Annotated in this window: 18 protein-coding genes; 9 read left to right on the top strand and 9 right to left on the bottom strand. The window is 73.4% G+C overall.

The window, feature by feature from the left end:
- Positions 1-10: 10 nt before the first annotated feature.
- The 3 genes from AB0J46_RS10090 to AB0J46_RS10080 all read right to left on the bottom strand — a co-directional run bounded on the left by AB0J46_RS10090 (position 11) and on the right by AB0J46_RS10080 (position 1,997).
- Entirely contained in the window at positions 11-703 is a 693-nt protein-coding gene (locus AB0J46_RS10090; protein WP_364329008.1) for a cation transporter, read from the bottom strand.
- Positions 700-1,080 (bottom strand): metalloregulator ArsR/SmtB family transcription factor, encoded by a 381-nt coding sequence (locus tag AB0J46_RS10085; RefSeq protein WP_364329005.1) that lies wholly within the window; start codon positions 1,078-1,080, stop codon positions 700-702. The genes AB0J46_RS10090 and AB0J46_RS10085 overlap by 4 nt, the downstream gene beginning before the upstream one ends.
- Positions 1,081-1,319: 239 nt before the next feature.
- On the bottom strand, positions 1,320-1,997 hold the full coding sequence (locus tag AB0J46_RS10080; protein ID WP_364329002.1) for an excalibur calcium-binding domain-containing protein: 678 nt from the start codon (positions 1,995-1,997) through the stop codon (positions 1,320-1,322).
- A 313-nt stretch (positions 1,998-2,310) separates the two neighbouring features.
- Here AB0J46_RS10080 and AB0J46_RS10075 point away from each other — a divergent pair, with 313 nt between their 5' ends.
- Entirely contained in the window at positions 2,311-3,267 is a 957-nt protein-coding gene (locus AB0J46_RS10075; protein WP_364328999.1) for an ankyrin repeat domain-containing protein, read from the top strand.
- Between the two features lie 31 nt (positions 3,268-3,298).
- Here AB0J46_RS10075 and AB0J46_RS10070 read toward each other — a convergent pair whose 3' ends face one another.
- Both AB0J46_RS10070 and AB0J46_RS10065 read right to left on the bottom strand, forming a co-directional pair.
- Positions 3,299-4,432: an ROK family protein gene (locus AB0J46_RS10070; RefSeq protein WP_364328996.1), complete on the bottom strand. Its 1,134-nt coding sequence runs from the start codon at positions 4,430-4,432 to the stop codon at positions 3,299-3,301.
- A 287-nt stretch (positions 4,433-4,719) separates the two neighbouring features.
- Complete coding sequence (locus AB0J46_RS10065; RefSeq protein ID WP_364328993.1) at positions 4,720-5,604, bottom strand: hypothetical protein; 885 nt, start codon at positions 5,602-5,604, stop codon at positions 4,720-4,722.
- A gap of 115 nt (positions 5,605-5,719) precedes the next feature.
- Here AB0J46_RS10065 and AB0J46_RS10060 point away from each other — a divergent pair, with 115 nt between their 5' ends.
- Positions 5,720-6,415 (top strand): GntR family transcriptional regulator, encoded by a 696-nt coding sequence (locus AB0J46_RS10060; RefSeq protein WP_364328990.1) that lies wholly within the window; start codon positions 5,720-5,722, stop codon positions 6,413-6,415.
- A gap of 131 nt (positions 6,416-6,546) precedes the next feature.
- Positions 6,547-6,771, top strand: a complete 225-nt coding sequence (locus AB0J46_RS10055) for a PLDc N-terminal domain-containing protein (RefSeq protein ID WP_364328987.1) — start codon at positions 6,547-6,549, stop codon at positions 6,769-6,771.
- Positions 6,772-6,904: 133 nt separating this feature from the next.
- Here AB0J46_RS10055 and AB0J46_RS10050 read toward each other — a convergent pair whose 3' ends face one another.
- The 3 genes from AB0J46_RS10050 to AB0J46_RS10040 form a co-directional block, all read right to left on the bottom strand.
- On the bottom strand, positions 6,905-7,210 hold the full coding sequence (locus AB0J46_RS10050; protein WP_364328984.1) for a hypothetical protein: 306 nt from the start codon (positions 7,208-7,210) through the stop codon (positions 6,905-6,907).
- A gap of 89 nt (positions 7,211-7,299) precedes the next feature.
- Positions 7,300-8,277 carry an aldo/keto reductase gene (locus AB0J46_RS10045; RefSeq protein WP_364328981.1) on the bottom strand — a complete coding sequence of 326 codons (978 nt, stop codon included), beginning with the start codon at positions 8,275-8,277 and terminating at the stop codon, positions 7,300-7,302.
- Between the two features lie 85 nt (positions 8,278-8,362).
- Complete coding sequence (locus AB0J46_RS10040; protein ID WP_364328978.1) at positions 8,363-10,285, bottom strand: hypothetical protein; 1,923 nt, start codon at positions 10,283-10,285, stop codon at positions 8,363-8,365.
- A gap of 123 nt (positions 10,286-10,408) precedes the next feature.
- Here AB0J46_RS10040 and AB0J46_RS10035 point away from each other — a divergent pair, with 123 nt between their 5' ends.
- Positions 10,409-10,876 carry a GNAT family N-acetyltransferase gene (locus tag AB0J46_RS10035; protein WP_364328975.1) on the top strand — a complete coding sequence of 156 codons (468 nt, stop codon included), beginning with the start codon at positions 10,409-10,411 and terminating at the stop codon, positions 10,874-10,876.
- A 64-nt stretch (positions 10,877-10,940) separates the two neighbouring features.
- On the opposite strand, the gene AB0J46_RS10030 is transcribed toward AB0J46_RS10035, so the two are convergent.
- Positions 10,941-11,231 carry a hypothetical protein gene (locus AB0J46_RS10030; RefSeq protein WP_352322735.1) on the bottom strand — a complete coding sequence of 97 codons (291 nt, stop codon included), beginning with the start codon at positions 11,229-11,231 and terminating at the stop codon, positions 10,941-10,943.
- A 213-nt stretch (positions 11,232-11,444) separates the two neighbouring features.
- Here AB0J46_RS10030 and AB0J46_RS10025 point away from each other — a divergent pair, with 213 nt between their 5' ends.
- From AB0J46_RS10025 to nirD, 5 genes are read left to right on the top strand one after another with little or no spacing between them, the layout of a single operon-like run.
- The gene (locus tag AB0J46_RS10025; RefSeq protein WP_364328972.1) at positions 11,445-12,755 is read left to right on the top strand and encodes an MFS transporter; all 1,311 of its coding nucleotides are present in this window, start codon (positions 11,445-11,447) and stop codon (positions 12,753-12,755) included.
- Between the two features lies 1 nt (position 12,756).
- Complete coding sequence (locus AB0J46_RS10020; RefSeq protein WP_364328969.1) at positions 12,757-14,769, top strand: molybdopterin oxidoreductase family protein; 2,013 nt, start codon at positions 12,757-12,759, stop codon at positions 14,767-14,769.
- Positions 14,766-16,160 carry an FAD-dependent oxidoreductase gene (locus tag AB0J46_RS10015; RefSeq protein WP_364328966.1) on the top strand — a complete coding sequence of 465 codons (1,395 nt, stop codon included), beginning with the start codon at positions 14,766-14,768 and terminating at the stop codon, positions 16,158-16,160. The genes AB0J46_RS10020 and AB0J46_RS10015 overlap by 4 nt, the downstream gene beginning before the upstream one ends.
- Positions 16,157-18,586: a nitrite reductase large subunit NirB gene (gene nirB, locus AB0J46_RS10010; protein ID WP_364328963.1), complete on the top strand. Its 2,430-nt coding sequence runs from the start codon at positions 16,157-16,159 to the stop codon at positions 18,584-18,586. The genes AB0J46_RS10015 and nirB overlap by 4 nt, the downstream gene beginning before the upstream one ends.
- Positions 18,583-18,903, top strand: a complete 321-nt coding sequence (gene nirD / locus AB0J46_RS10005) for a nitrite reductase small subunit NirD (RefSeq protein ID WP_364328960.1) — start codon at positions 18,583-18,585, stop codon at positions 18,901-18,903. The genes nirB and nirD overlap by 4 nt, the downstream gene beginning before the upstream one ends.
- Positions 18,904-18,915: the final 12 nt, after the last annotated feature.

The following is an 18,915-nucleotide window of genomic DNA, read 5'->3' as shown; positions in this document are numbered from 1 at the left end:
GTGCGGCCTGTCATTCTCCGGACGCGGAGCAGCAGGAGCAGCCGGGGGCACGTCCGTCCGCCTGCTCCTCAGGGCCGGCCGGGACGGCGCAGCAGGCGTCACCGCGCCAGGCTTCACGGCCTTCCTTGACCGCGACCGCCGCGATCACCAGCGCGGCGACCGGGTCGGCCCAGGACCAGCCGAACAGGCTGTTGAGCGCCAGTCCCACCAGCAGCACGCCGGACAGGTAGGTGCACAGCAGGGTCTGCTTGGAGTCGGCCACCGCGGAGGCGGAGCCGAGCTCGCGTCCGGCGCGGCGCTGCGCGTGGGACAGGAACGGCATGACCACCAGCGACAACGCGGCCAGGATCAGGCCGGGCGTCGAATGTTCGGCCTCGCCCACCCCCAGCAGCGTGCGGACGGCGTCGAAGGTCACGTAGGCGGCCAGCGCGAAGAAGGAGATCGCGATGACGCGCAGGGCCGTTTTTTCCCGCCTTTCATGGTCGGCCGCGGAGAACTGCCAGGCCACCGCGGCGGCCGAGGCGACCTCCACCACCGAGTCCAGCCCGAATCCGACCAGCGCGGCGGAGGAGGCCAGGGTGCCGGCGGTGATGGCCACCACCGCCTCGATCACGTTGTAGGTGATGGTGGCCGCGACCAGCAGGCGGATGCGGCGCCGCAGGGCCGCCCGGCGCGCCGGGGTGGTGAGGTGCGCGGCGGTCACGACACCGGCTCCTCTGTGACCTCGACGGGGCCGGGACACAGCGTCACGGCGTGGCCGGTGGCGGCCAGCAGCTGTTCGGCGGAGGCGAGCAGGTCCATCAGCTCGGGCCGGGTCAGGGAGTAGAACGACTGGCGGCCCTCGGCGCGGTAGTCGATCAGGCCGCAGTCGCGCAGGCAGGCCAGATGCTTGGACACCGTGGACTGGGCCAGGCCGAGCTGGGTGGTCAGGTCGACCACGCGGGCCTCGCCGCGGGCCAGGCGCTGGACGATGCGCAGCCGGGTCTCGTCGGCCAGGGAGTGGAACAGCGCGGCCGCGGGGGAGATGCCGGCGGCGATGTCGGCACTGACACAACGGCCACCTTCAGAATCAATCGCCATGTGGCGATGTTAGCCCGGATTCGGCATCTATGGCGAGGGTGGTGGTGTCCGACGGAAGTGCTCAGCGGCGTTCTGTGAGGGTCTTTCAGGGGCTGGGAGGCTCGCCTTCGTGAGGCCACCAGGGCCGGGCCCGGCCGCCCCGCTGCCGACGGCGTCGGGGCGGCGATCCTGGGGTGTTCTGCCCGCTGACCCGCTACCGCGCGGCCGGTCGGGCGGGACGTTCGGCGGGCTCGCGCGGGTCAGCGTTCGCAGACGACGCCGTCGCCGTCGCGGTCCTGGTACCAGGCGTACTCGGGGTCGATGCCGCGGCGGTACGGGCCGTAGCCGGCGGCGTTCGCCTCGGCGCAGGTACGGAAGCGCGGGTCGGTGCCGGCGGGCGGGGGCGGCGTGGGGGTCGGAGTCGGGGACGGGGTCGGCGTGGAGGTGGACGTGTCGCACCTGCCGGACCAGATCCGCAACTTCTCCGCCTTGGCCTTCGACTGCTCCGTGCGGAAGAGGCTGGTGAATCTGTCGTCCGCCTTGAACGGGACGGCCTTGCCGTAGCCGTAGCGGATCAGGTTGCGGTTGACGTGCACGCCCTTGGCGTTCCACACGTGCGAGGGCGGGCGGCCCGGGGTCCTGGCGGTGAGCAGGTGGGCCGTCGTCCCGGGCGGCAGGAGCGCCGCCGTACGGGCGGTGGCCGCCCTGGACCAGCACCGCCCGCGCTCGGGGGTGTCCACGCCGAGGAGCTGCACGCGGATCTTCGTGGTGCCGCGCACGACGTCGATGGTGTCGCCGTCCACGATCTTGACGACCCGGGCCGCGACCGTGCCCTTGGGGACGGCGGCCGCATCGGCCGGCGTGCTCAGGGCGAGGGTGAGGGGCAGCAGGGCGGCCGTGGCGGTGACGATCCTGGCCGTGCTCGCGTTCGTAGGCATGGCGTGACTCCAGGGACGGATGGTCCGGACGTGAGGAGACGCGCCGGCGGAGACAGGGGTGTACCGCCGGAAGGGCACGGTTATGTCACTCCTGGTCGAGGTGTGGCGACGCTGCGCTTAGGGTTTGACTGGTCGCCGGCCCCCTCGGGGTGGCCGACGTCCAAGGTCAGAGGCTTGTGCGGCCCTCCTCGGCCTGCCTCGCGCGGACGGTTGCGCGTGCGGGGCCGGGTGGGTCGTCAGGGACGGTCCGGCGCCGGAGCCACGATATGCTCGTACTGGTGTTCGATAAGCTGCCTGCCTCTGGGGGAGTGTCGTGGTTGTCACCAAGGAAGCCGGATGGGTGGGCTTGAGCTGGGATGACTGGTCCGATCTGAGCGAGATCCGCGCCCGCCTCGACTCCGGGGCCGATCCGCATGCCGACCTGTGGCACGAGGGGCCGCCCCTCCATCTCGCGGCCGAGTACGGCTCGCCCGAGGTGGTCGCCGAGCTGGCCCGCCGGGTCGGCGACGTCGACGTCGCGTACGAGGGGCACAGCGCGCTCTGGCGGGCCGTGTTCGCTCACCAGAGGGACAACGCGCTCGCCCTGGTCGCCGCCGGGGCCGATCCGTGGCGGCCGATGACGGGCGGCTGGTCGCCCGGGCGGCTCAGCCTGGCCGGTCCCAACCCGGGCCTGTTCTTCCCCTTCCCGCGCGACAAGCCCACGCTGTCGGAGGCGGAGCACGCCGCCGTCGTGGAGGCCGAGCGGCTGATCGAGGCCCTGGGCGACTTCGATTACGACGGGCTGGGGCTGGTGTGCGTCGCGGGCGTCACCGCGGCGGAGGCCGCGCGGCGGCTCGGGGCGACGGTGGCCGAGGGAGCCGGGATCGACGGGGTGCTCGACGAGCCGTACCCGGGCGAGCGGAACGGCCTGGTGGGAGCCACCGACGTGCCGGGCGGATGCGTGATCAGCCGGCGCCGGGGTTCCGAGGTGACCAGCGCCGACGTCATCAACCGCCTCTCGGCCGGGACGGTCTGCTACGCGATGTACGCCGATCCGAAGGGCGGCAACCAGGGCTACAGCTCGCGGAACGGTGTCGTCGAGGAGTGGGACGCGTATCCGGGCGGCGGCTGGGTGTCGCCGGACAGTTCGGCGGACGAGGTGCTGAACGCCTTTCTCTACCAGGGGGAGGGCGTGGCGTACTGCTGCGCGTACACGGGGCTGCGGCTCACCGACGCCCGGCCCGTCCTGGGGCCGCCTGACATCTGGCTGCACCTCCCGCCACGCGGCTGACGCCGGTCGGCCGGTACGTGCTGCTCCGGAGTCATGGCATGGCGGCCGAGGCCGCGCCCAGCACGGCTCCGTGTGCGCCCAGGGTCGAGAGCCGGACGGGGACGGAGTCGAGGGCGCGGGGCGCGTACCGGCGGATCGTCTCGATCAGGGGTACGGTCAGGAGCTCGCCGAGGCCGGTGACGCCGCCGCCCAGGACGATCACGTCCGGGTCCAGGAGGGTGGCGGCGGAGGCGATCGATCGGCCGAGGATGACGGCGGCCTCGCGGATCACCTCGCGGGCCAAGGGATCGGCGTTCTCCGACCCAGCCTGCTCACCGGTGACTCCGAGGCGGTTCCGCGGATCGGTGGTTTCGGCCGGGTCTCGTAGGGCGGGGGGCTCGGTGTTGTGTCGAGCTTGGCGGAGGGATCCGAGGTCGGGGAACCCGGTGTTGTGTGGGGTTGTGGGGAGGGATCCGAGGTCGGGGGACCCGGTGTTGTGTCGGGCCGTGGCGAGGGATTTGAGGTCGGGGGCGGTGCCGCCGCGGGCGTGGTAGGCCGACAGGATCGCGGGGCCCGACGCGTACGCCTCCAGGTGGCCCGTCGCGCCGCAGGGGCACGGGCGGTCGGCGTCGGCGTTCGGGGGCAGGACGGCCGGGGTGTGGCCGAGGGAGCCCGCCATGCCGTTGCGGCCGCGCAGGAGTTCGCCGTCGCGTACGAGGGCGCCGCCTACGCCGGTGCCGATCGTGAGGACCAGGGCCAGGCGGCTGCCCCTGGCCGCGCCGTGCCGGGCCTCGCCGAGCGCCCAGGCATGGACGTCGTTGAGTACGGTGACGGGCAGGCCGAGCCGTTGGGTGAAGGCGGTGGCCAGGTCGGTGCCCCGCCAGCCGGGCAGGGCGTCGGTGGCGTGCGTGACGACGCCGTTGCCGTCGATCGTCCCGGCGCTGCCGACTCCGCAGGCGATGACGTCCATTCCGGCGGCGCGTGCCTGGGTGAGGCGGTCTTCGGCCAGCTCCAGCGCGGCGGCCAGCACCGCTGCGGCGCCGCCTCCGGCAGGTGTGGGGACGCGGGCGGGGAGGTGGATCTCCGTCTCGGGGGTCGCCGAGGCCGGGATCAGTGCGGCGGCGGTCTTGGTGCCGCCGATGTCGATGCCGAGCACGGCGGGGATGCCGTTCGTGCGGTGTCGCACGGTGAGGGTGCTGGTGGCGGGGCGCCGCACGGTGGGGGCGCTGTTCAGGTGGGTGTGTACCGCCGGGGTGCTGTCTGGGAGGGGGCTCGCGGCGCTGTTCGGGCGGGGATGTTCCGCTGAGGTGCTGTCTGCGGGGAGTGGTGCGGTGCTGTTCGGGTGGGGGTGTTCGGTTGGACGGACTTGCGCGGTGCTGTTCGGCGAGGCGGTGCAGGTGGCGGCTGGGCGGCGTTCTGAGGGAGGCATGGGGGCGTCGGTGTGGTGAGGGTGGACGCGGGGTGGGGTGGGGGTCACCGGCTTGCCCTGGGGGTGGCCGCGGTGAGGTGGCGGGTGAGGGCGAGGGGGTCGGTGATGGCGGCGCCGATCACGACCGACCAGGCGCCGCGGGCGAACGCCTCCGCCACGTGGGCGTCGGTGCGGAGCCGGCCCTCGGCGACCGTACGGACCCCGAGGGCGGCGAGTTCCCCGACCAGGTCGAGGTCGGGCTCATGGGGGAGCCCCGGCCGAGGAGCGGACCCGACCCCAGGGCGGGAGGTGGAGTCAGCGGCGGCGGGCCTCAGGGGCACGGCGGGATCACTGGTGGTGGAACTCCGGGTGACGGCGGGGTGGCCCGCGAGGGCGAGGGCACTGTCGAGGGCGGCGGGGTCGCCCGCGAGGGTGTGGGCGCTGTGGAGGTTCGGGTCGGCGGGCGGGGCGGGGGCGGTGTAGGGGGTGTAGCCGGCGAGGGTGGTGGAGATCAGGGCTGCGCCTCGGTTCCAGGCCAGCAGTCCTTCCTCCGCTGTCGAGACGTCCGCCATGACGGGCACGCCCAGCTCCTTCCATACCCGTTCGACCAGGGACGGCAGGTCGCCCGCCGCCGGTTCGGCCTCAGCCGTCACCTCCAGGGCCACCATGTCGGCGCCGGCTCGTACCAGGGATTCACACAGGGCGAAGGTGGGGGTGATCAGGGGGCGGGCGTGGGGGCGGGGGACCTTGGCCAGGCCGATCAGGGGCAGGCCGGTGACGGCCTTGACCGCGCGGACGTCCTCGGGGCCGTTCACGCGCAGGCCGGCCGCGCCACCGAGTTCGGCGCAGCGGGCGAGGAGCGCGATGGTGCGCGGGTCGCGGAGGGGGTGGCCCTCGGGGGCCTGGCAGCTCACGACCAGGCCGCCTTCGATCGCGGTCACCACATCCATTTGGTACAGCCCAATCTTCCGGGATAGAGGAAGGAGTCCACCTCACTTGCCCGATTGGTATAGCCCAATTAAGATCGGAGCGTCAAGAGCACCCCCTGACCGAGGACGACCACCCGTGACGAAGATCGGCCGGCTCACAGACCATCTGCTCACGCTCATCGAGACCGAGCTGAAGCCGGGCGAACGGTTGCCCGCCGAGCGTGATCTCGCCGAGGAGTTCGGGGTGAGCAGGCTGACCGTGCGGCGGGCGGTCGACCGGCTGGAGACCGGCCAGCGGGTCTACCGCGTCCAGGGGGCGGGGACGTTCGTCGCGCACCGGAGCATCGCCAAGACGATCGAGCTGACGTCGTTCAGCGAGGACATGCGGGGGCGGGGGCTGGAGCCGGGGGCGCGGCTGCTGGAGGCGGCCGAGGTGCCCGCGGGGGCGCGGGTGGGGCAGGCGCTCGACATCAGCCCGGCGGACGCGGTCGTGCGGTTGTGCCGGGTGCGTACGGCCAACGGTTCGCCGATGTGCCTGGAGCGTGCCCACGTGCCGGCCGCGTTCGTGCCCGGACTGCTCGACCGGCCGCTCGGCGGGTCGCTGTACGAGGTGCTGGCGGGGGCGTACCGGATCAGGCTGGAACGGGCCGAGCAGTCGATCAGGGCCACGGTGCTGGAGCCGGAGGAGGCCGAGCTGCTGGAGGCGGCGCCGCTGGCGCCGGCGTTGCTGGTCGAACGGGTGGCCTACGACCAGCGGGGAAGGGCGGTCGAGGCGGCCAAGTCGATCTACCGCGGCGACCGCTACTCCTACGAGATCGCGATCCGGCGGTGAGTGCCGGACGGGGCGAAGGGGGCTTGCCGGGAGGTGATGGGTGGGGTAGACGACGGAGGACGGATTGTCCTCAGAGAGGTCGATCGGAGTGGCCGGCCATGCGATGGTGAGATCGATGGGAGTGTTCGGCCGTGCGATGGAGTGACATGTCGGGGCGGCGGCGGGCGGTGCTGCTCGGGCTCGGTTCGGCGGAGCTGGTGCTCACCGGGGCCGCCGCCGTGGATCTGTGGCGCCGGCCGCAGCGGGAGATCCACGGCTGGAAGGGCGTCTGGTGGCTGGGGATCTTCGTGCAGCCGTTCGGGCTCATCGCCTACCTGGCGTACGGCAGGCGAAGGGGGAGAGGCCGCAGGCGGTGAGGCCGCCGTGTCGGCGGGCGCCGAAGCCCTGTGTCAGCGGGCGGTGAAGCCCCGCGTCAGCGGGCGGTGAAGCCGCCGTAGCCGTTGGCGTTCATGGTCGCGTGCGGGCAGAAGCCGCCGTATCCGTTGGTGTTCATCCGCGCGTGTCCACCCAGACGCTCACCGTGGTGTGCGGCGTGATCCCGGTGTAGGAGGTCTGCCCGGCCGGCACCCACGGGCCCTCGATCGGGATCAGGCCGACCTCGGGCAGGAAGTGGCGCTGGATCACGTGGATGCGGTGCTCGCCGGTGCCGCTCGGGCAGTAGCTGGTGGCCCAGCGTTCGGCCTGGTTGAGCTGGTACGTGCAGCCGGTGGGTGCGGCGGAGGCGGCCGGGGCGCCCAGCAGGACCAGGCCCGTGGCGAGGGCGGCGCAGCCGGCGGTCCGTCTTCTCGCGTTCATGCGGGGCTCCTCGAAGGTGTGCGCGCGGCGAGAATTGCTTAGGAAAGTTTCCTAAACATTAGAGCCCGGAAAGCCGTACCGTCAACGGCTCACCACCGGTCGTGAACCTGTGGCCGGATCAGCTCGTCGTAGACGGCCCGCACGGCCTCCAGCGTCTTCTCCGGAAGCGGCTGCAGGTCGGCCGCGGTCGCGTTGGACCGTGCCTGGCCGGGGTTGCGCGCGCCGGGGATGACGACCGAGACGCCTGGCTGGTCGAGGATCCAGCGCAGCGCGAACTGGGCCATGGACGCCCCCTCGGGCACCAGCCCGGCCAGCCGCCGCACCGCCTCCAGGCCGGTGCCGAAGTCCACGCCGGAGAAGGTCTCGCCGACGTCGAACGACTCGCCGTGCCGGTTGTAGGTGCGGTGGTCGTCGGGGGCGAACACGGTGTGCTCGTCGTAGCGGCCCGACAGCAGGCCGCTGGCCAGCGGGACGCGGGCGATGACGCCCACCCCGGCCGCGCGGGCGGCGGGCAGGACCCGCTCCAGCGGCTTGAGCCGGAACGCGTTGAGGATGATCTGGACGGTCGCCACGCCCGGCCGGGCGATGGCGGTCAGCGCCTCCTCGCAGGTCTCGACGCTGACGCCGTACGCCGCGATCCTCTGCTCGGCGACCAGCGTGTCCAGGGCGTCGAAGACCGCGTCGGAGGAGTACACCGGGGTGGGCGGGCAGTGGAGCTGGACCAGGTCGAGGGTGTCCACGCCGAGATTGCGCCGGGAGCGCTCGTTCCAGGCGCGGAAGTTGTCCAGCACGTAGTTGGCCGGCACCTGCGCCGTCCGGCGGCCCATCTTGGTGGCCACGGTGAGCCCGGGATGCGCCTTGGCGAAGCGGCCGACGATTTGCTCGCTGCGGCCGTCGCCGTAGACGTCGGCGGTGTCGACGAACGTGACGCCCGCCGCCACGGCCGCCTCCAGGGTGGCGAACGCCTCGTCCTCGCTCACCTCGCCCCAGTCGGCGCCGAGCTGCCAGGCGCCGAGGCCCACGACGCCGACCTGGCGTCCCGTACGTCCGAGTGTGCGGTGTTCCATACTGTTTGTCCGTTCGTCTGGTTCCTGCGACCAGTGTCCCGGACGAAAGGTACGGGCGCGCCGCGGGGGCACGCCCGTACGGCCGTCATCGGGGCCGGTAGCTGCACCGCACGCCCGTGTGCACGGTGGCCCGCAGCTCGTCCCCCAGCGCCTGGTCGGCCGACGAGACGCGGGAGATCGCCCGCCGGATCGCCTTGCCCACCGCGATCCGCGCGCGTTCCTCCGTGCCGGTGAACGGCCGCGCCCGCCCGCCGATCCCGGTCGCCGCCGACAGCTCGGCCACCAGCCACTCGCGCTCCAGCCGCAGCGCGGCGGCCCGTTCCAGGTCGTTCATCGCCTCCAGCTCGTCGATGTCGTCCTGCAACTGGGTCAGCCGCTGCCGGTAGGTCTCCCTGGCCAGGTCGTCGAGCACCGGCTGCGCCGAGGCCGGCTCGCTGTCCTGTGCCGGCGCGCCCGCGGCCAGGTCGGCGGCCAGGATCTCGCGCCCCGGGTTGGCGATCAGGGCCGCCAGGTGCTGCATGCCGACGCTGTGCTCGACGACCACCAGCCGCCCGCCGTGCTCGACCTGCCAGTGCCGTCCGTGCCTGCGCAGCCGGAACGCCCCGTGCGCCGCGCCCGCCCTGCCGACCACGGCGGGCAGCACCATGCCGAGCTCCCTGGCCTCCTGCGCGGCGGCGTTCTGGGCGGCCCGCGCCGCCTTGTCGTGCGGCCCGTCGCGCAGCGCGAGCGTCTGGCCGAGCCGCCAGCGCGACAGCGTCGCGGCGGGCCAGTGGCCGAGCGCGAGACTGGCCCGGACGGCCTCCGCCAGGTGCCCGGCGGCGCGGTCCACGTCGCCGGTCGTGAGCGCGGCCATGCCCAGGCTGTGCTGCACCGAGCCCAGGCAGAGCACGCCCAGGCTGGCCACCACCGGCAGAGCCGCGAACGGCAGCAGCAGCGCGTACGCCTCGGCGGCGGCGGAGGCGTCCTGCAGCAGGTGGGCGGTCTCGACGACGCAGTACATCGAGAACAGCCACGTGCTCGACCTCGGCAGGTCGGCCAGGTCCCGGCCGCGCAGCCGGGCCAGGTGACCGGCCGCCGCCCTGCGGTCGCCCGAGGTGGCCGCGGACAGCGCGAGGCCCGCCAGGTAGGAGTTGTCGACCGGGCTGAGCGTGGGCGAGCTGACCAGGTCGGCCAGCACCGGCAGCAGCTCGGCCGTGCGGCCCTGGTACCAGCGGATGGCGGCGATCTGGCCGCCGTACCAGCCGGTGGCGTCCATGTCGCCGGCCTGGACGCCGCGCTCGAAGCAGTCGCCGGCCATCTTCTCCGCCTGCTCGAACCGGCCCGCCCGGATGGCCAGCATCACCCTGATCACGTCGGTCACGAACCCGACGGCCAGGTGGTCGTGCTCGGCCAGCAGGCCCCGCAGCTCCTCCAGGCAGCGTCCGGCGTGCGGGTCGGCCGCCAGGTAGAGGTCGACCGTCCGCCACAGCAGGCCCATCAGCAGGTCGCCCCTGCGCCGGGTGACCGCCGCCTGGCCGATCAGTTCCCTGGCCAGCTCCAGGCGGGCCGGCCCGTGCTCCGGCCCGAGCAGGCAGTGGTGGGCCAGGCTCAGCGCCTCGGCCAGCGCCGCCGGATCGCCCGCGCTCCTGGCCCGCGCGACGAGCCGGAGGATCTCCTCGTGCCCGCCCGCGCTGTAGTCCTCCTCCCCGGTCATCCTGATCCGCAGCCGCAGCGCCAGCGACGAGTACGGATCGATCAGCGACAACGCGTGCCGCTGACGCGCGCGCACCATCTCCGACTCCGCGCACGTGCGGTGCTCCTGCACCCACACCCCGCCCAGGCCGAGCGCCGCGGTGGCCAGGGCGGGCACGTCGCCGCGCGCCTCGGCCTGCCGGTAGGCCGAGTCGAACCAGCGTCTGGCGGTCTGCAGATCCCCGTTCACGTACAAAGCGCGCTCACCGAGCACGAGCGCGAGCCTGATGTCCGGATACGGGGGCAGGCGAACCCCCAGCTCCTCTAAAACGCCCACGGTTTCCGTCCCCATTCGGTCATCCGGGCTGAGCTTCCAGACGGTCCCCCGAATACCGTTCTGCCGTAACGACGTGCGGGGGCGGTGGACGGTTCAACCGAATGCGCTGGCTACCCTGTGCGCATGATTCGCCCCGCCACCCCAGCAGACGTCCCCGCCATCGTGCGCATGATCCTTGAGCTGGCCACGTACGAGAACGCCGCGCACGAGGTGCGCGTGACCGAGGAGATGCTGCGGACCTCGCTCTTCGGCGAGCGGCCCGCCGTGTTCGCGCACATCGCCGAGCAGGACGGCGAGCCCGTCGGATTCACGATCTGGTTCCTGACCTACTCCACCTGGCGCGGCGTGCACGGCATCTACATGGAGGACCTGTACGTGCGCCCCGAGCACCGGGGCGGCGGCCACGGCCGCGCGCTGATGGCGGAACTGGCGAAGATCTGCGCCGAGCGCGGCTACCAGCGCCTGGAGTGGTCGGTGCTCGACTGGAACGAGCCGTCCATCGCCTTCTACGACAAGCTCGGCGCCGTGCGGCAGGACGAGTGGCTGAAGTACCGGCTGACCGACGAGCCGCTGGAGCGGCTGTCCCGCTGAGGCCGTCGGTGAAGAGGTGTGCCGCGCAGGCCGGCCCCCCGGCATGACCTGCGCGGCCTCCTGGTCACACTCCGACGTGCGAGCGGGACCGCTGGCCCTGCGTGCTGTCGAACATCTCGGTGCCGCGCTCTTCGAGGTCCTTGTGCGTCTCCTCGATCCGCAGCGCGACGCCCATCGCGAAGAACGTGGGCGCCCACTCGCCGATGAAGATCCCCCACCGGTCGGCCCGGTCGAGGCCCGCGCCCTCCTGGTTCTTGGAGATCATCCAAGAAGCGAAGGACAGGCCGATGGACGCCAGCCCCGCGGCGTACATGTGGCCTGACTTGATGCCCATCTGGTGCAGCTTTTTGATCATTATTCCCCCCTTGCCATGAGTGCTGTTACCCCGGGGAAGACCATGTAACCAGCCAGAACTCCGATCATTACCGGCGTGTTTCGCCGGTGACGCTTGTGCGCGCCCTGTTACCGCGGTGAATCACCCGTAACCGCCGTACCCCCGCCGGCTGCCGGAACGCGTAACGCGGCCCTCCTACCGTGGTGCTCCCGACGCCGAGCGGAGGAGAGATCGATGGCACGCTGGATCACCGAGTGGCACCCCGACGACCCGGCCTTCTGGCAGCGGACCGGCAGGCACGTCGCCCGGCGCAACCTGGTCTTCTCCATCGTGGCCGAGCATCTCGGGTTCACCGTCTGGACCCTGTGGAGCGTCGTGGCCACCAGGATGGGGGCCTACGACTTCTCCACCGACCAGCTCTTCTGGCTCGTCGCGCTGCCGAACCTGGTCGGGGCCGTGCTGCGGGTGCCCTACACGTTCGGGCCCGGCCGGTTCGGCGGGCGCGACTTCACCGTGGCCAGCGCGGCGCTGCTGCTGGTCCCGGCCGTGCTGCTCGGGGTGGCGGTGCACGATCCCGGCACGCCGTACTGGCTGTTCCTGGTGATCGCGGCGCTGGCCGGGGTGGGCGGCGGGAACTTCGCCTCCAGCATGGCCAACATCACCTACTTCTACCCGCGCGGCAGGCAGGGGCTGGCGCTCGGGCTGAACGCGGCGGGCGGCAACGTCGGGGTCAGCTCGGTGCAGCTCGTCGTGCCGCTGGTGATCGGCTCGCTCGGGACGGCCGCCGCCGGCTGGTTCTGGATCCCGTTCATCGTGGTGGCCGCGGCCTGCGCGTGGTTCTTCATGGACAACCTGGCCGGCGCCAGGGCCGAGCCGCGCGAGCAGCTCGCGGTGGCCGGACGGGCGCAGACGTGGATCATGTCGGTCCTGTACGTCGGCACGTTCGGGTCGTTCATCGGCTACTCGACGGCGTTCCCGCTGCTGAGCAAGAGCCTGTTCCCCGAGGCGCCGTACGCGGCGGTCGCCTTCGCCGGGCCGCTGCTCGGCTCGCTGGTCAGGCCGGTGGGCGGCTGGCTGGCCGACCGGCTGGGCGGCGCGCGGGTGACGCAGTGGAACTTCGCGGCCATGGGCGCAGGGGTGCTGCTGGCCTGGGCGGCCGGCGTCGCGGGCGGCTTCTGGCTGTTCTTCCTGGCCTTCCAGCTGCTGTTCCTCACCGCGGGCATCGGCAACGGCTCGACGTACCGGATGATCCCGGCGATCTTCCACGCCAAGGCGGTCGCCGAGCGCGGCGCGGGCGCGGAGGCCCTGCTGCACGGCAGGCGCCAGGCCGCGGCGGCGATCGGCGTCATCTCGGCGGTCGGCGCGCTCGGCGGGTTCCTCGTCAACCGGGCCTTCGGCATGGCGTTCGCCGCGGCCGGCACCCCGGCGCCGGCGTTCCTGGCCTTCGCCGTCTTCTACGCCGGCTGCCTGGCGCTGACCTGGTGGTGCTACACGCGCACCGTCGGCGTCACGGTCGTCGCCAGCCTCGCCCACGCGCGGGTCTGACATGACGAAGACACACTGCCCCTACTGCGCCCTCCAGTGCGGCATGGAGATCGGCCCCGCACTGGAGATCACGCCCAGGACCGACGTCCCGGCCAACGCCCCCGGCGCGCTGTGCCAGAAGGGCTGGACGGCGGCCGAGCTGCTCACCAACGGCGAACGCCTGACCACGCCGCTCCTGCACGGCGAGCCGGTGGAGTGGGAGACCGCCCTCGACCACGTCGCCGCCCGGCTGCGCGCGATCCGCGCCGAGCACGGCCCCGACGCCGTGGCCGTGTTCGGCGGCGGCGGGCTGACCAACGAGAAGGCCTACCAGCTCGGCAAGTTCGCCAGGGTCGCGCTCGGCACCAGCCAGATCGACTACAACGGCCGCTTCTGCATGTCCTCGGCCGCCGCCGCCTCCCTCCGGGCCTTCGGCATGGACCGGGGCCTGCCGTTCCCGGTCACCGACCTGGCCGACGCCGACGTCGTGCTGCTGGCCGGCGCGAATGTGGCCGAGACCATGCCGCCGTTCGTCCGGCACCTGTCGGGGCCGCGGCTGATCGTCGTCGATCCGCGCCGCACCCCGACGGCCCGGCTCGCCTGGCTGCACCTGCAGCCCACGCCCGGCACCGACCTGGCGCTCGCCCTCGGGCTGCTGCACCTGGCGATCGCTGACGACCTCGTGGACGCGGATTACGTGGCCGCCAGGACCACCGGCTTCGACGACGTGCGCACCTCGCTGGCCGCCTGGTGGCCAGAACGCGTCGAGCGCGTCACCGGGGTGCCGGTGCACCGGATGCGGCAGGCCGTCCGCGCGCTGGCCGCCGCCGGGAACGCGTACGTGCTGACCGGGCGCGGCGCCGAGCAGCACGCCAAGGGCACCGACACCGTCACCGCGTTCATCAACCTGGCCCTGGCGCTCGGCCTGCCCGGCCGGTACGGCTCCGGCTACGGCTGCCTGACCGGCCAGGGCAACGGCCAGGGCGGCAGGGAGCACGGCCAGAAGGCCGACCAGCTCCCTGGCTACCGCAGGATCGACGACCCGGCGGCCCGCGCGCACGTCGCGCGGGTGTGGGGCGTGCGGGCCGAGGACCTGCCGGGGCCGGGGCGGACGGCGTACGAGCTGCTGGACGCGCTCGGCACCCCGCGGGGGCCGCGGGCGCTGCTGCTGTTCGGGTCCAACCCGGTGGTGTCGGCGCCCGCGTCCGGGCACGTCGGCGGCCGGATCGCCGGTCTGGACCTGCTGGTCGTGGCCGACGTGGTGCGCTCGGAGACCGCGGCCATGGCCGACGTGGTGCTCCCGGTCACCCAGTGGGCCGAGGAGAGCGGCACGATGACCAACCTGGAGGGCCGCGTCCTGCTCCGCCGCCGGGCCGTCGCGCCGCCGGAGGGCGTCCGGAGCGACCTGGACGTCATCGCCGGGCTGGCCGCCCGGCTCGGCCACCGCTTCGACACCGAGCCGGCCGCCGTCTTCGACGAGCTGCGCCGGGCCGCCGCGGGCGGCGTCGCGGACTACTCCGGCATCAGCTACGAGCGCATCGCCGCCGAGACCGGCGTCTTCTGGCCCTGCCCGTCGCAGGACCACCCCGGCACGCCCCGGCCGTTCCTGGACCGCTTCGCCCACCCGGACGGCCGCGCCCGGTTCGTCCCGGTCGAGCACCGTCCCGCGGCCGAGGAGCCCGACGCGGACTACCCGGTGTACCTGAGCACCGGCCGCGTCCTGTCCCACTACCAGAGCGGCGCCCAGACCCGCCGGATCGCGTCGCTGGTGCGGGCCGCCCCCGAGCCGTTCGTGGAGCTGCATCCCGACCTGGCCGCGCAGCTCGGCGTCGCCGCGGGCGACCTGGTGCGGGTCAGCAGCCGCAGGGGCCGGAGCAGGGCGGTGGCCAGGATCAGCGACGCCATCAGGCGCGACACCGTGTTCATGCCCTTCCACTGGGAGGGCGCCAACCGGCTCACCAACCCGGCGCTCGACCCGGTCTCCGGCATGCCGGAGTTCAAGGTCTGCGCGGTCAGGGTGGAGAGGGACTCATGAGGCTCGTCGTCGTGGGGAACGGGATGGCCGGGTCACGCCTGGTCAGCGAGGTGCGGGCGCGGGACCCGCGGATGCGGGTGACCGTGTTCGGGGCCGAGGCGGGGCCGCCGTACAACCGGGTGCTGCTGTCGGACGTGCTGGCCGGGAGCGCGCGTCCCGACCAGGTGCGCCTGGTGGACCCCTCCTGGTACGCCGGGCACGGCGTCGAGGCCGTGCCCGGCGCCGAGGTCGCCCGCATCGACCGGGACGCCAGGCGCGTGGTGACCGCGGACGGGCGGCGCGAGCCGTACGACCTGCTGGTCCTGGCCACCGGCAGCCAGGCGGTCGTGCCGCCGCTGCCCGGCGTCGGGCGGGCCGTGCCGTTCCGCACGCTGGCGGACTGCGAGCGGATCGTGCGGGCGGCCGGACGGGCGCGCCGCGCGGCCGTCGTCGGCGGCGGGCTGCTCGGCATCGAGGCCGCCCGCGGCCTGGCCGGGCGCGGCCTGCCGGTCACGCTGCTGCACCTGGCCGGGCACCTGATGGAACGCCAGCTCGACGCCGAGGCGGGCCAGGTGCTCGGCGAGACGCTGGCCGGGCTCGGCGTGGCGGCCCGCACCGGCGTCAGCGCGGCGGCGGTCGAGCCGGACGGGGTCCGCCTGGCCGACGGCGAGCTGGTCGAGGCCGACCTGGTCGTCCTGGCCTGCGGGGTGCGCCCGGTCACCGGGCTCGCCGCCGCGGCGGGGCTGGAGGTGCGGCGCGGCGTCGTCGTGGACGACGAGCTGCGCACCGGCGACCCGTCGATCTTCGCCGTCGGCGAGTGCGCCGAGCACGACGGCACCGTGTACGGCCTGGTCGCCCCCGCCTGGGAGCAGGCCGCCGTGGCCGCCGAGGTGATCACCGGCGGCAAGGCCCGCTACCGCGGCTCCCGGCTGGTCACCAGGCTCAAGGCCAGGAGCGTCGAGCTGGCCGCCATGGGCGAGACGCAGCTCGGCGAGGAGCACGCCGAGGTGGTGCGCTTCAGCCACCGCGCCCGCGGCACCTACCGCAAGCTCGTCATCCGCGACGGGCGGCTGGTGGGCGCGATCCTGCTGGGCGAGAGCGACGCCGTCGGCACCCTCACCCAGCTCTTCGACCGCGGCGGCCCGGTGCCGGGCGACCGCGCGGGGCTGCTGTTCCCTGGCCTGTCGCCGGCGCCGGTCGCGGACAGTCCGATGCTGATGCCGGACGCGACCGAGGTCTGCCGGTGCAACAACGTGACCAAGGGACAGATCCGGGCGTGCTGGGAGGCCGGCGCCCGGGACGTGGCCGGGGTGGCCGCCGCCACCAGGGCCACCACCGGCTGCGGCACCTGCCGCGACGCCGTGGAGGGCATCGTCGGCTGGTTGTGCGATCAGGAAGGAGTGCCGGTATGAGGAGGATCGTCGTCGTCGGGTACGGCCCGGCCGCGCACCGCTTCGTGGAGACCCTGGCGAGCCGGGGCTTCGACGGGCGGATCACCGTCATCGGGGAGGAGCCGCGCCCGGCCTACGACCGGGTGGCGCTGACCTCGTACCTGTCGGGGGCCACCCTGGCCGACCTCACCTACCCGGTGCCCGCCGGGACCGTGACGCGGCTGGGCAGCCGGGCCGTGGCCGTCGACCGGGCGGCGCGGACGGTGACCGTCGAGGGCGGGGCCGCCGAGCCGTACGACGTGCTCGTGCTGGCCACCGGGTCGGCGCCGTTCGTGCCCTCGGTGCCAGGACGCGAGCACGCCCACGTCTACCGCACGATCGACGACCTGGACGCCATCCGGGCGGCAGCCCGGCACGCGGCCGAGGGCGTCGTGGTCGGCGGCGGCCTGCTCGGCCTGGAGGCGGCCGACGCGCTGCAGGCGCTCGGCCTGAGGGCGCACATCGTCGAGATGAGCCCCTGGCTGATGCCCCGCCAGGTGGACGATGGCGGCGGCGCGGTGCTGAAGGGCCACATCGAGGCCCTCGGGCTCGGCGTGCACGCCGGGTCGGGCGTCCAGGAGGTCGTCACCGGGCCGGACGGCCGGGTCGCCGGGGTGCGCACGCCGTCCGGCACGCTGATCGAGGGCCAGGTCGTGGTGTTCTCGGCGGGCGTCAGGCCGCGCGACGAGCTGGCCAGGGCGTGCGGGCTGGAGGTGGGGAAGCGGGGCGGCGTCGTGGTCGACGACGGCATGCGCACCTCCGACCCGTCGGTCTACGCGATCGGCGAGTGCGCGCTGGCCGGCGGCACGGTCCACGGCCTGGTCGGGCCGTGCAACACGATGGCCGAGGTGGCCGCCGACCGGATCATGGGCGGGACGTCGTCGTTCGCGGGCGGGGACACCTCCACGAAGCTGAAGCTGCTCGGCGTCGAGGTCGCCCAGTTCGGCGCGATGGACGGCGCCCTCGACGTCACCTACATGGACCCGGTCGCCGGGATCTACAAGAAGCTGTTCATCAGCGACGACGCCCGCACGCTGCTCGGCGGCATCTGCGTGGGGGACGCCGGGCCGTACGCGGCGCTGCGGCCGTTCGTCGGCAAGCCGTTGCCCGCGCCGCCCTCCGACCTGTTGTTCAGCGGTTCCGGGGCGCCGCTCGACCTGCCCGGCGACGCGCAGGTCTGCTCCTGCAACAACGTGTGCGCGGGGGACGTCCGGCACGCCGTCGCCGAGCTGGGCGTGACCGACGTGCCCGGCCTCAAGGCGTGCACGCGGGCCGGCACCACGTGCGGGAGCTGCGTGCCGATGCTCAGGCAGCTCCTGGAGGAGTCGGGGGTCGAGGTCGGCAGGTCGCTGTGCGAGCACTTCGCGTACTCGCGGGCCGAGCTGTTCGACATCGTCCGGGTGCGGAAGATCACGACGTTCTCCCGGCTCATCGCCGAGCACGGGCAGGGGCGCGGCTGCGACGTCTGCAAGCCCGCGGTGGCCTCGATCCTGGCCTCGCTGCACAACGGGCACGTGCTCGACGGCGAGCGGGCCGCGTTGCAGGACACCAACGACGCCTTCCTCGCCAACATCCAGAAAAACGGCACGTACTCGGTCGTCCCGCGCATCCCGGGCGGCGAGATCACGCCGGACAAGCTCATCGTGATCGGCGAGGTCGCCCGCGACTTCGGGCTCTACACCAAGATCACCGGCGGCCAGCGCATCGACCTGTTCGGCGCCCGGGTCGAGCAGCTCCCGGAGATCTGGCGACGCCTGGTGGACGCCGGCTTCGAGTCCGGCCACGCCTACGGCAAGGCGCTGCGCACGGTGAAGTCGTGCGTGGGCTCCACCTGGTGCCGCTACGGCGTCCAGGACTCCGTCGGCCTGGCCATCGCCCTGGAGCTGCGCTACCGCGGCCTGCGCTCGCCGCACAAGCTCAAGTCGGCCGTGTCCGGCTGCGCCCGCGAGTGCGCCGAGGCCAGGTCGAAGGACTTCGGCGTCATCGCCACCGAGCAGGGCTGGAACCTGTACGTCGGCGGCAACGGCGGCTTCCGGCCCCGCCACGCCGACCTGCTGGCCACCGACCTGAGCACCGGCGACCTGATCAGGACCGTCGACCGGTTCCTGATGTTCTACGTCCGCACCGCCGACCGGCTGCAGCGCACCGCCGCCTGGCTGGAGTCGCTGGACGGCGGCCTCGACCATCTCCGGAAGGTGATCATGGAAGACTCGCTCGGCATCTGCGCCGACCTCGACGCCCAGATGGAACAGCACGTCGCCACCTACGCCGACGAGTGGGCGGCGACCCTGGACGACCCGGAGAAGCTGGGCAGGTTCGTCAGCTTCGTCAACGCCCCCGGTGTGCCCGACCCGTCGATCGTGTTCGCCTCCGAGCGCGGCCAGATCAGGCCGGTGATGGCCCGATGAGCTGGACCCCGGTCTGCGAGTACGCGGCCCTGCCGCCGGAGCGCGGCGTCTGCGCGCTGGTCGGCGACCGGCAGGTGGCGCTGTTCCGCACCTACGAGGGGCACGTGCACGCCCTGGACAACCTCGACCCGTTCAGCGGCGCGTACGTGCTCTCGCGCGGCATCGTCGGCACCAGGTGGGGCGAGCCCACCGTGGCCTCGCCGCTGCACAAGCAGGTCTTCTCGCTGGTGTCGGGGGCGTGCCTGGACGAGGAGGCCGTCCAGGTGCCCGTCTACGCCGTGCGGGTGGCGGCCGGACGGGTGGAGGTGAGCGTTTAGCCGATCAGAGCA

This window comes from Nonomuraea sp. NPDC049758, assembly GCF_040674635.1.
Taxonomy (GTDB): Bacteria; Actinomycetota; Actinomycetes; order Streptosporangiales; family Streptosporangiaceae; genus Nonomuraea.
The sequence above is the reverse complement of the archived record's forward strand: the minus strand, read 5'-3'. Positions and strand labels throughout refer to the sequence as shown.

Bases quoted from the DNA above. Each gene is read 5' to 3' on its own strand.
- AB0J46_RS10030 (WP_352322735.1), bottom strand. From the start codon at position 11,231: ATGATCAAAAAGCTGCACCAGATGGGCATCAAGTCAGGCCACATGTAC.
- AB0J46_RS10035 (WP_364328975.1), top strand. From the start codon at position 10,409: ATGATTCGCCCCGCCACCCCAGCAGACGTCCCCGCCATCGTGCGCATG.
- AB0J46_RS10065 (WP_364328993.1), bottom strand. From the start codon at position 5,604: ATGGATGTGGTGACCGCGATCGAAGGCGGCCTGGTCGTGAGCTGCCAG.
- AB0J46_RS10085 (WP_364329005.1), bottom strand. From the start codon at position 1,080: ATGGCGATTGATTCTGAAGGTGGCCGTTGTGTCAGTGCCGACATCGCC.
- AB0J46_RS10050 (WP_364328984.1), bottom strand. From the start codon at position 7,210: ATGAACGCGAGAAGACGGACCGCCGGCTGCGCCGCCCTCGCCACGGGC.
- AB0J46_RS10015 (WP_364328966.1), top strand. From the start codon at position 14,766: ATGAGGCTCGTCGTCGTGGGGAACGGGATGGCCGGGTCACGCCTGGTC.
- nirB (WP_364328963.1), top strand. From the start codon at position 16,157: ATGAGGAGGATCGTCGTCGTCGGGTACGGCCCGGCCGCGCACCGCTTC.
- AB0J46_RS10025 (WP_364328972.1), top strand. From the start codon at position 11,445: ATGGCACGCTGGATCACCGAGTGGCACCCCGACGACCCGGCCTTCTGG.
- AB0J46_RS10045 (WP_364328981.1), bottom strand. From the start codon at position 8,277: ATGGAACACCGCACACTCGGACGTACGGGACGCCAGGTCGGCGTCGTG.
- nirD (WP_364328960.1), top strand. From the start codon at position 18,583: ATGAGCTGGACCCCGGTCTGCGAGTACGCGGCCCTGCCGCCGGAGCGC.
- AB0J46_RS10080 (WP_364329002.1), bottom strand. From the start codon at position 1,997: ATGCCTACGAACGCGAGCACGGCCAGGATCGTCACCGCCACGGCCGCC.
- AB0J46_RS10020 (WP_364328969.1), top strand. From the start codon at position 12,757: ATGACGAAGACACACTGCCCCTACTGCGCCCTCCAGTGCGGCATGGAG.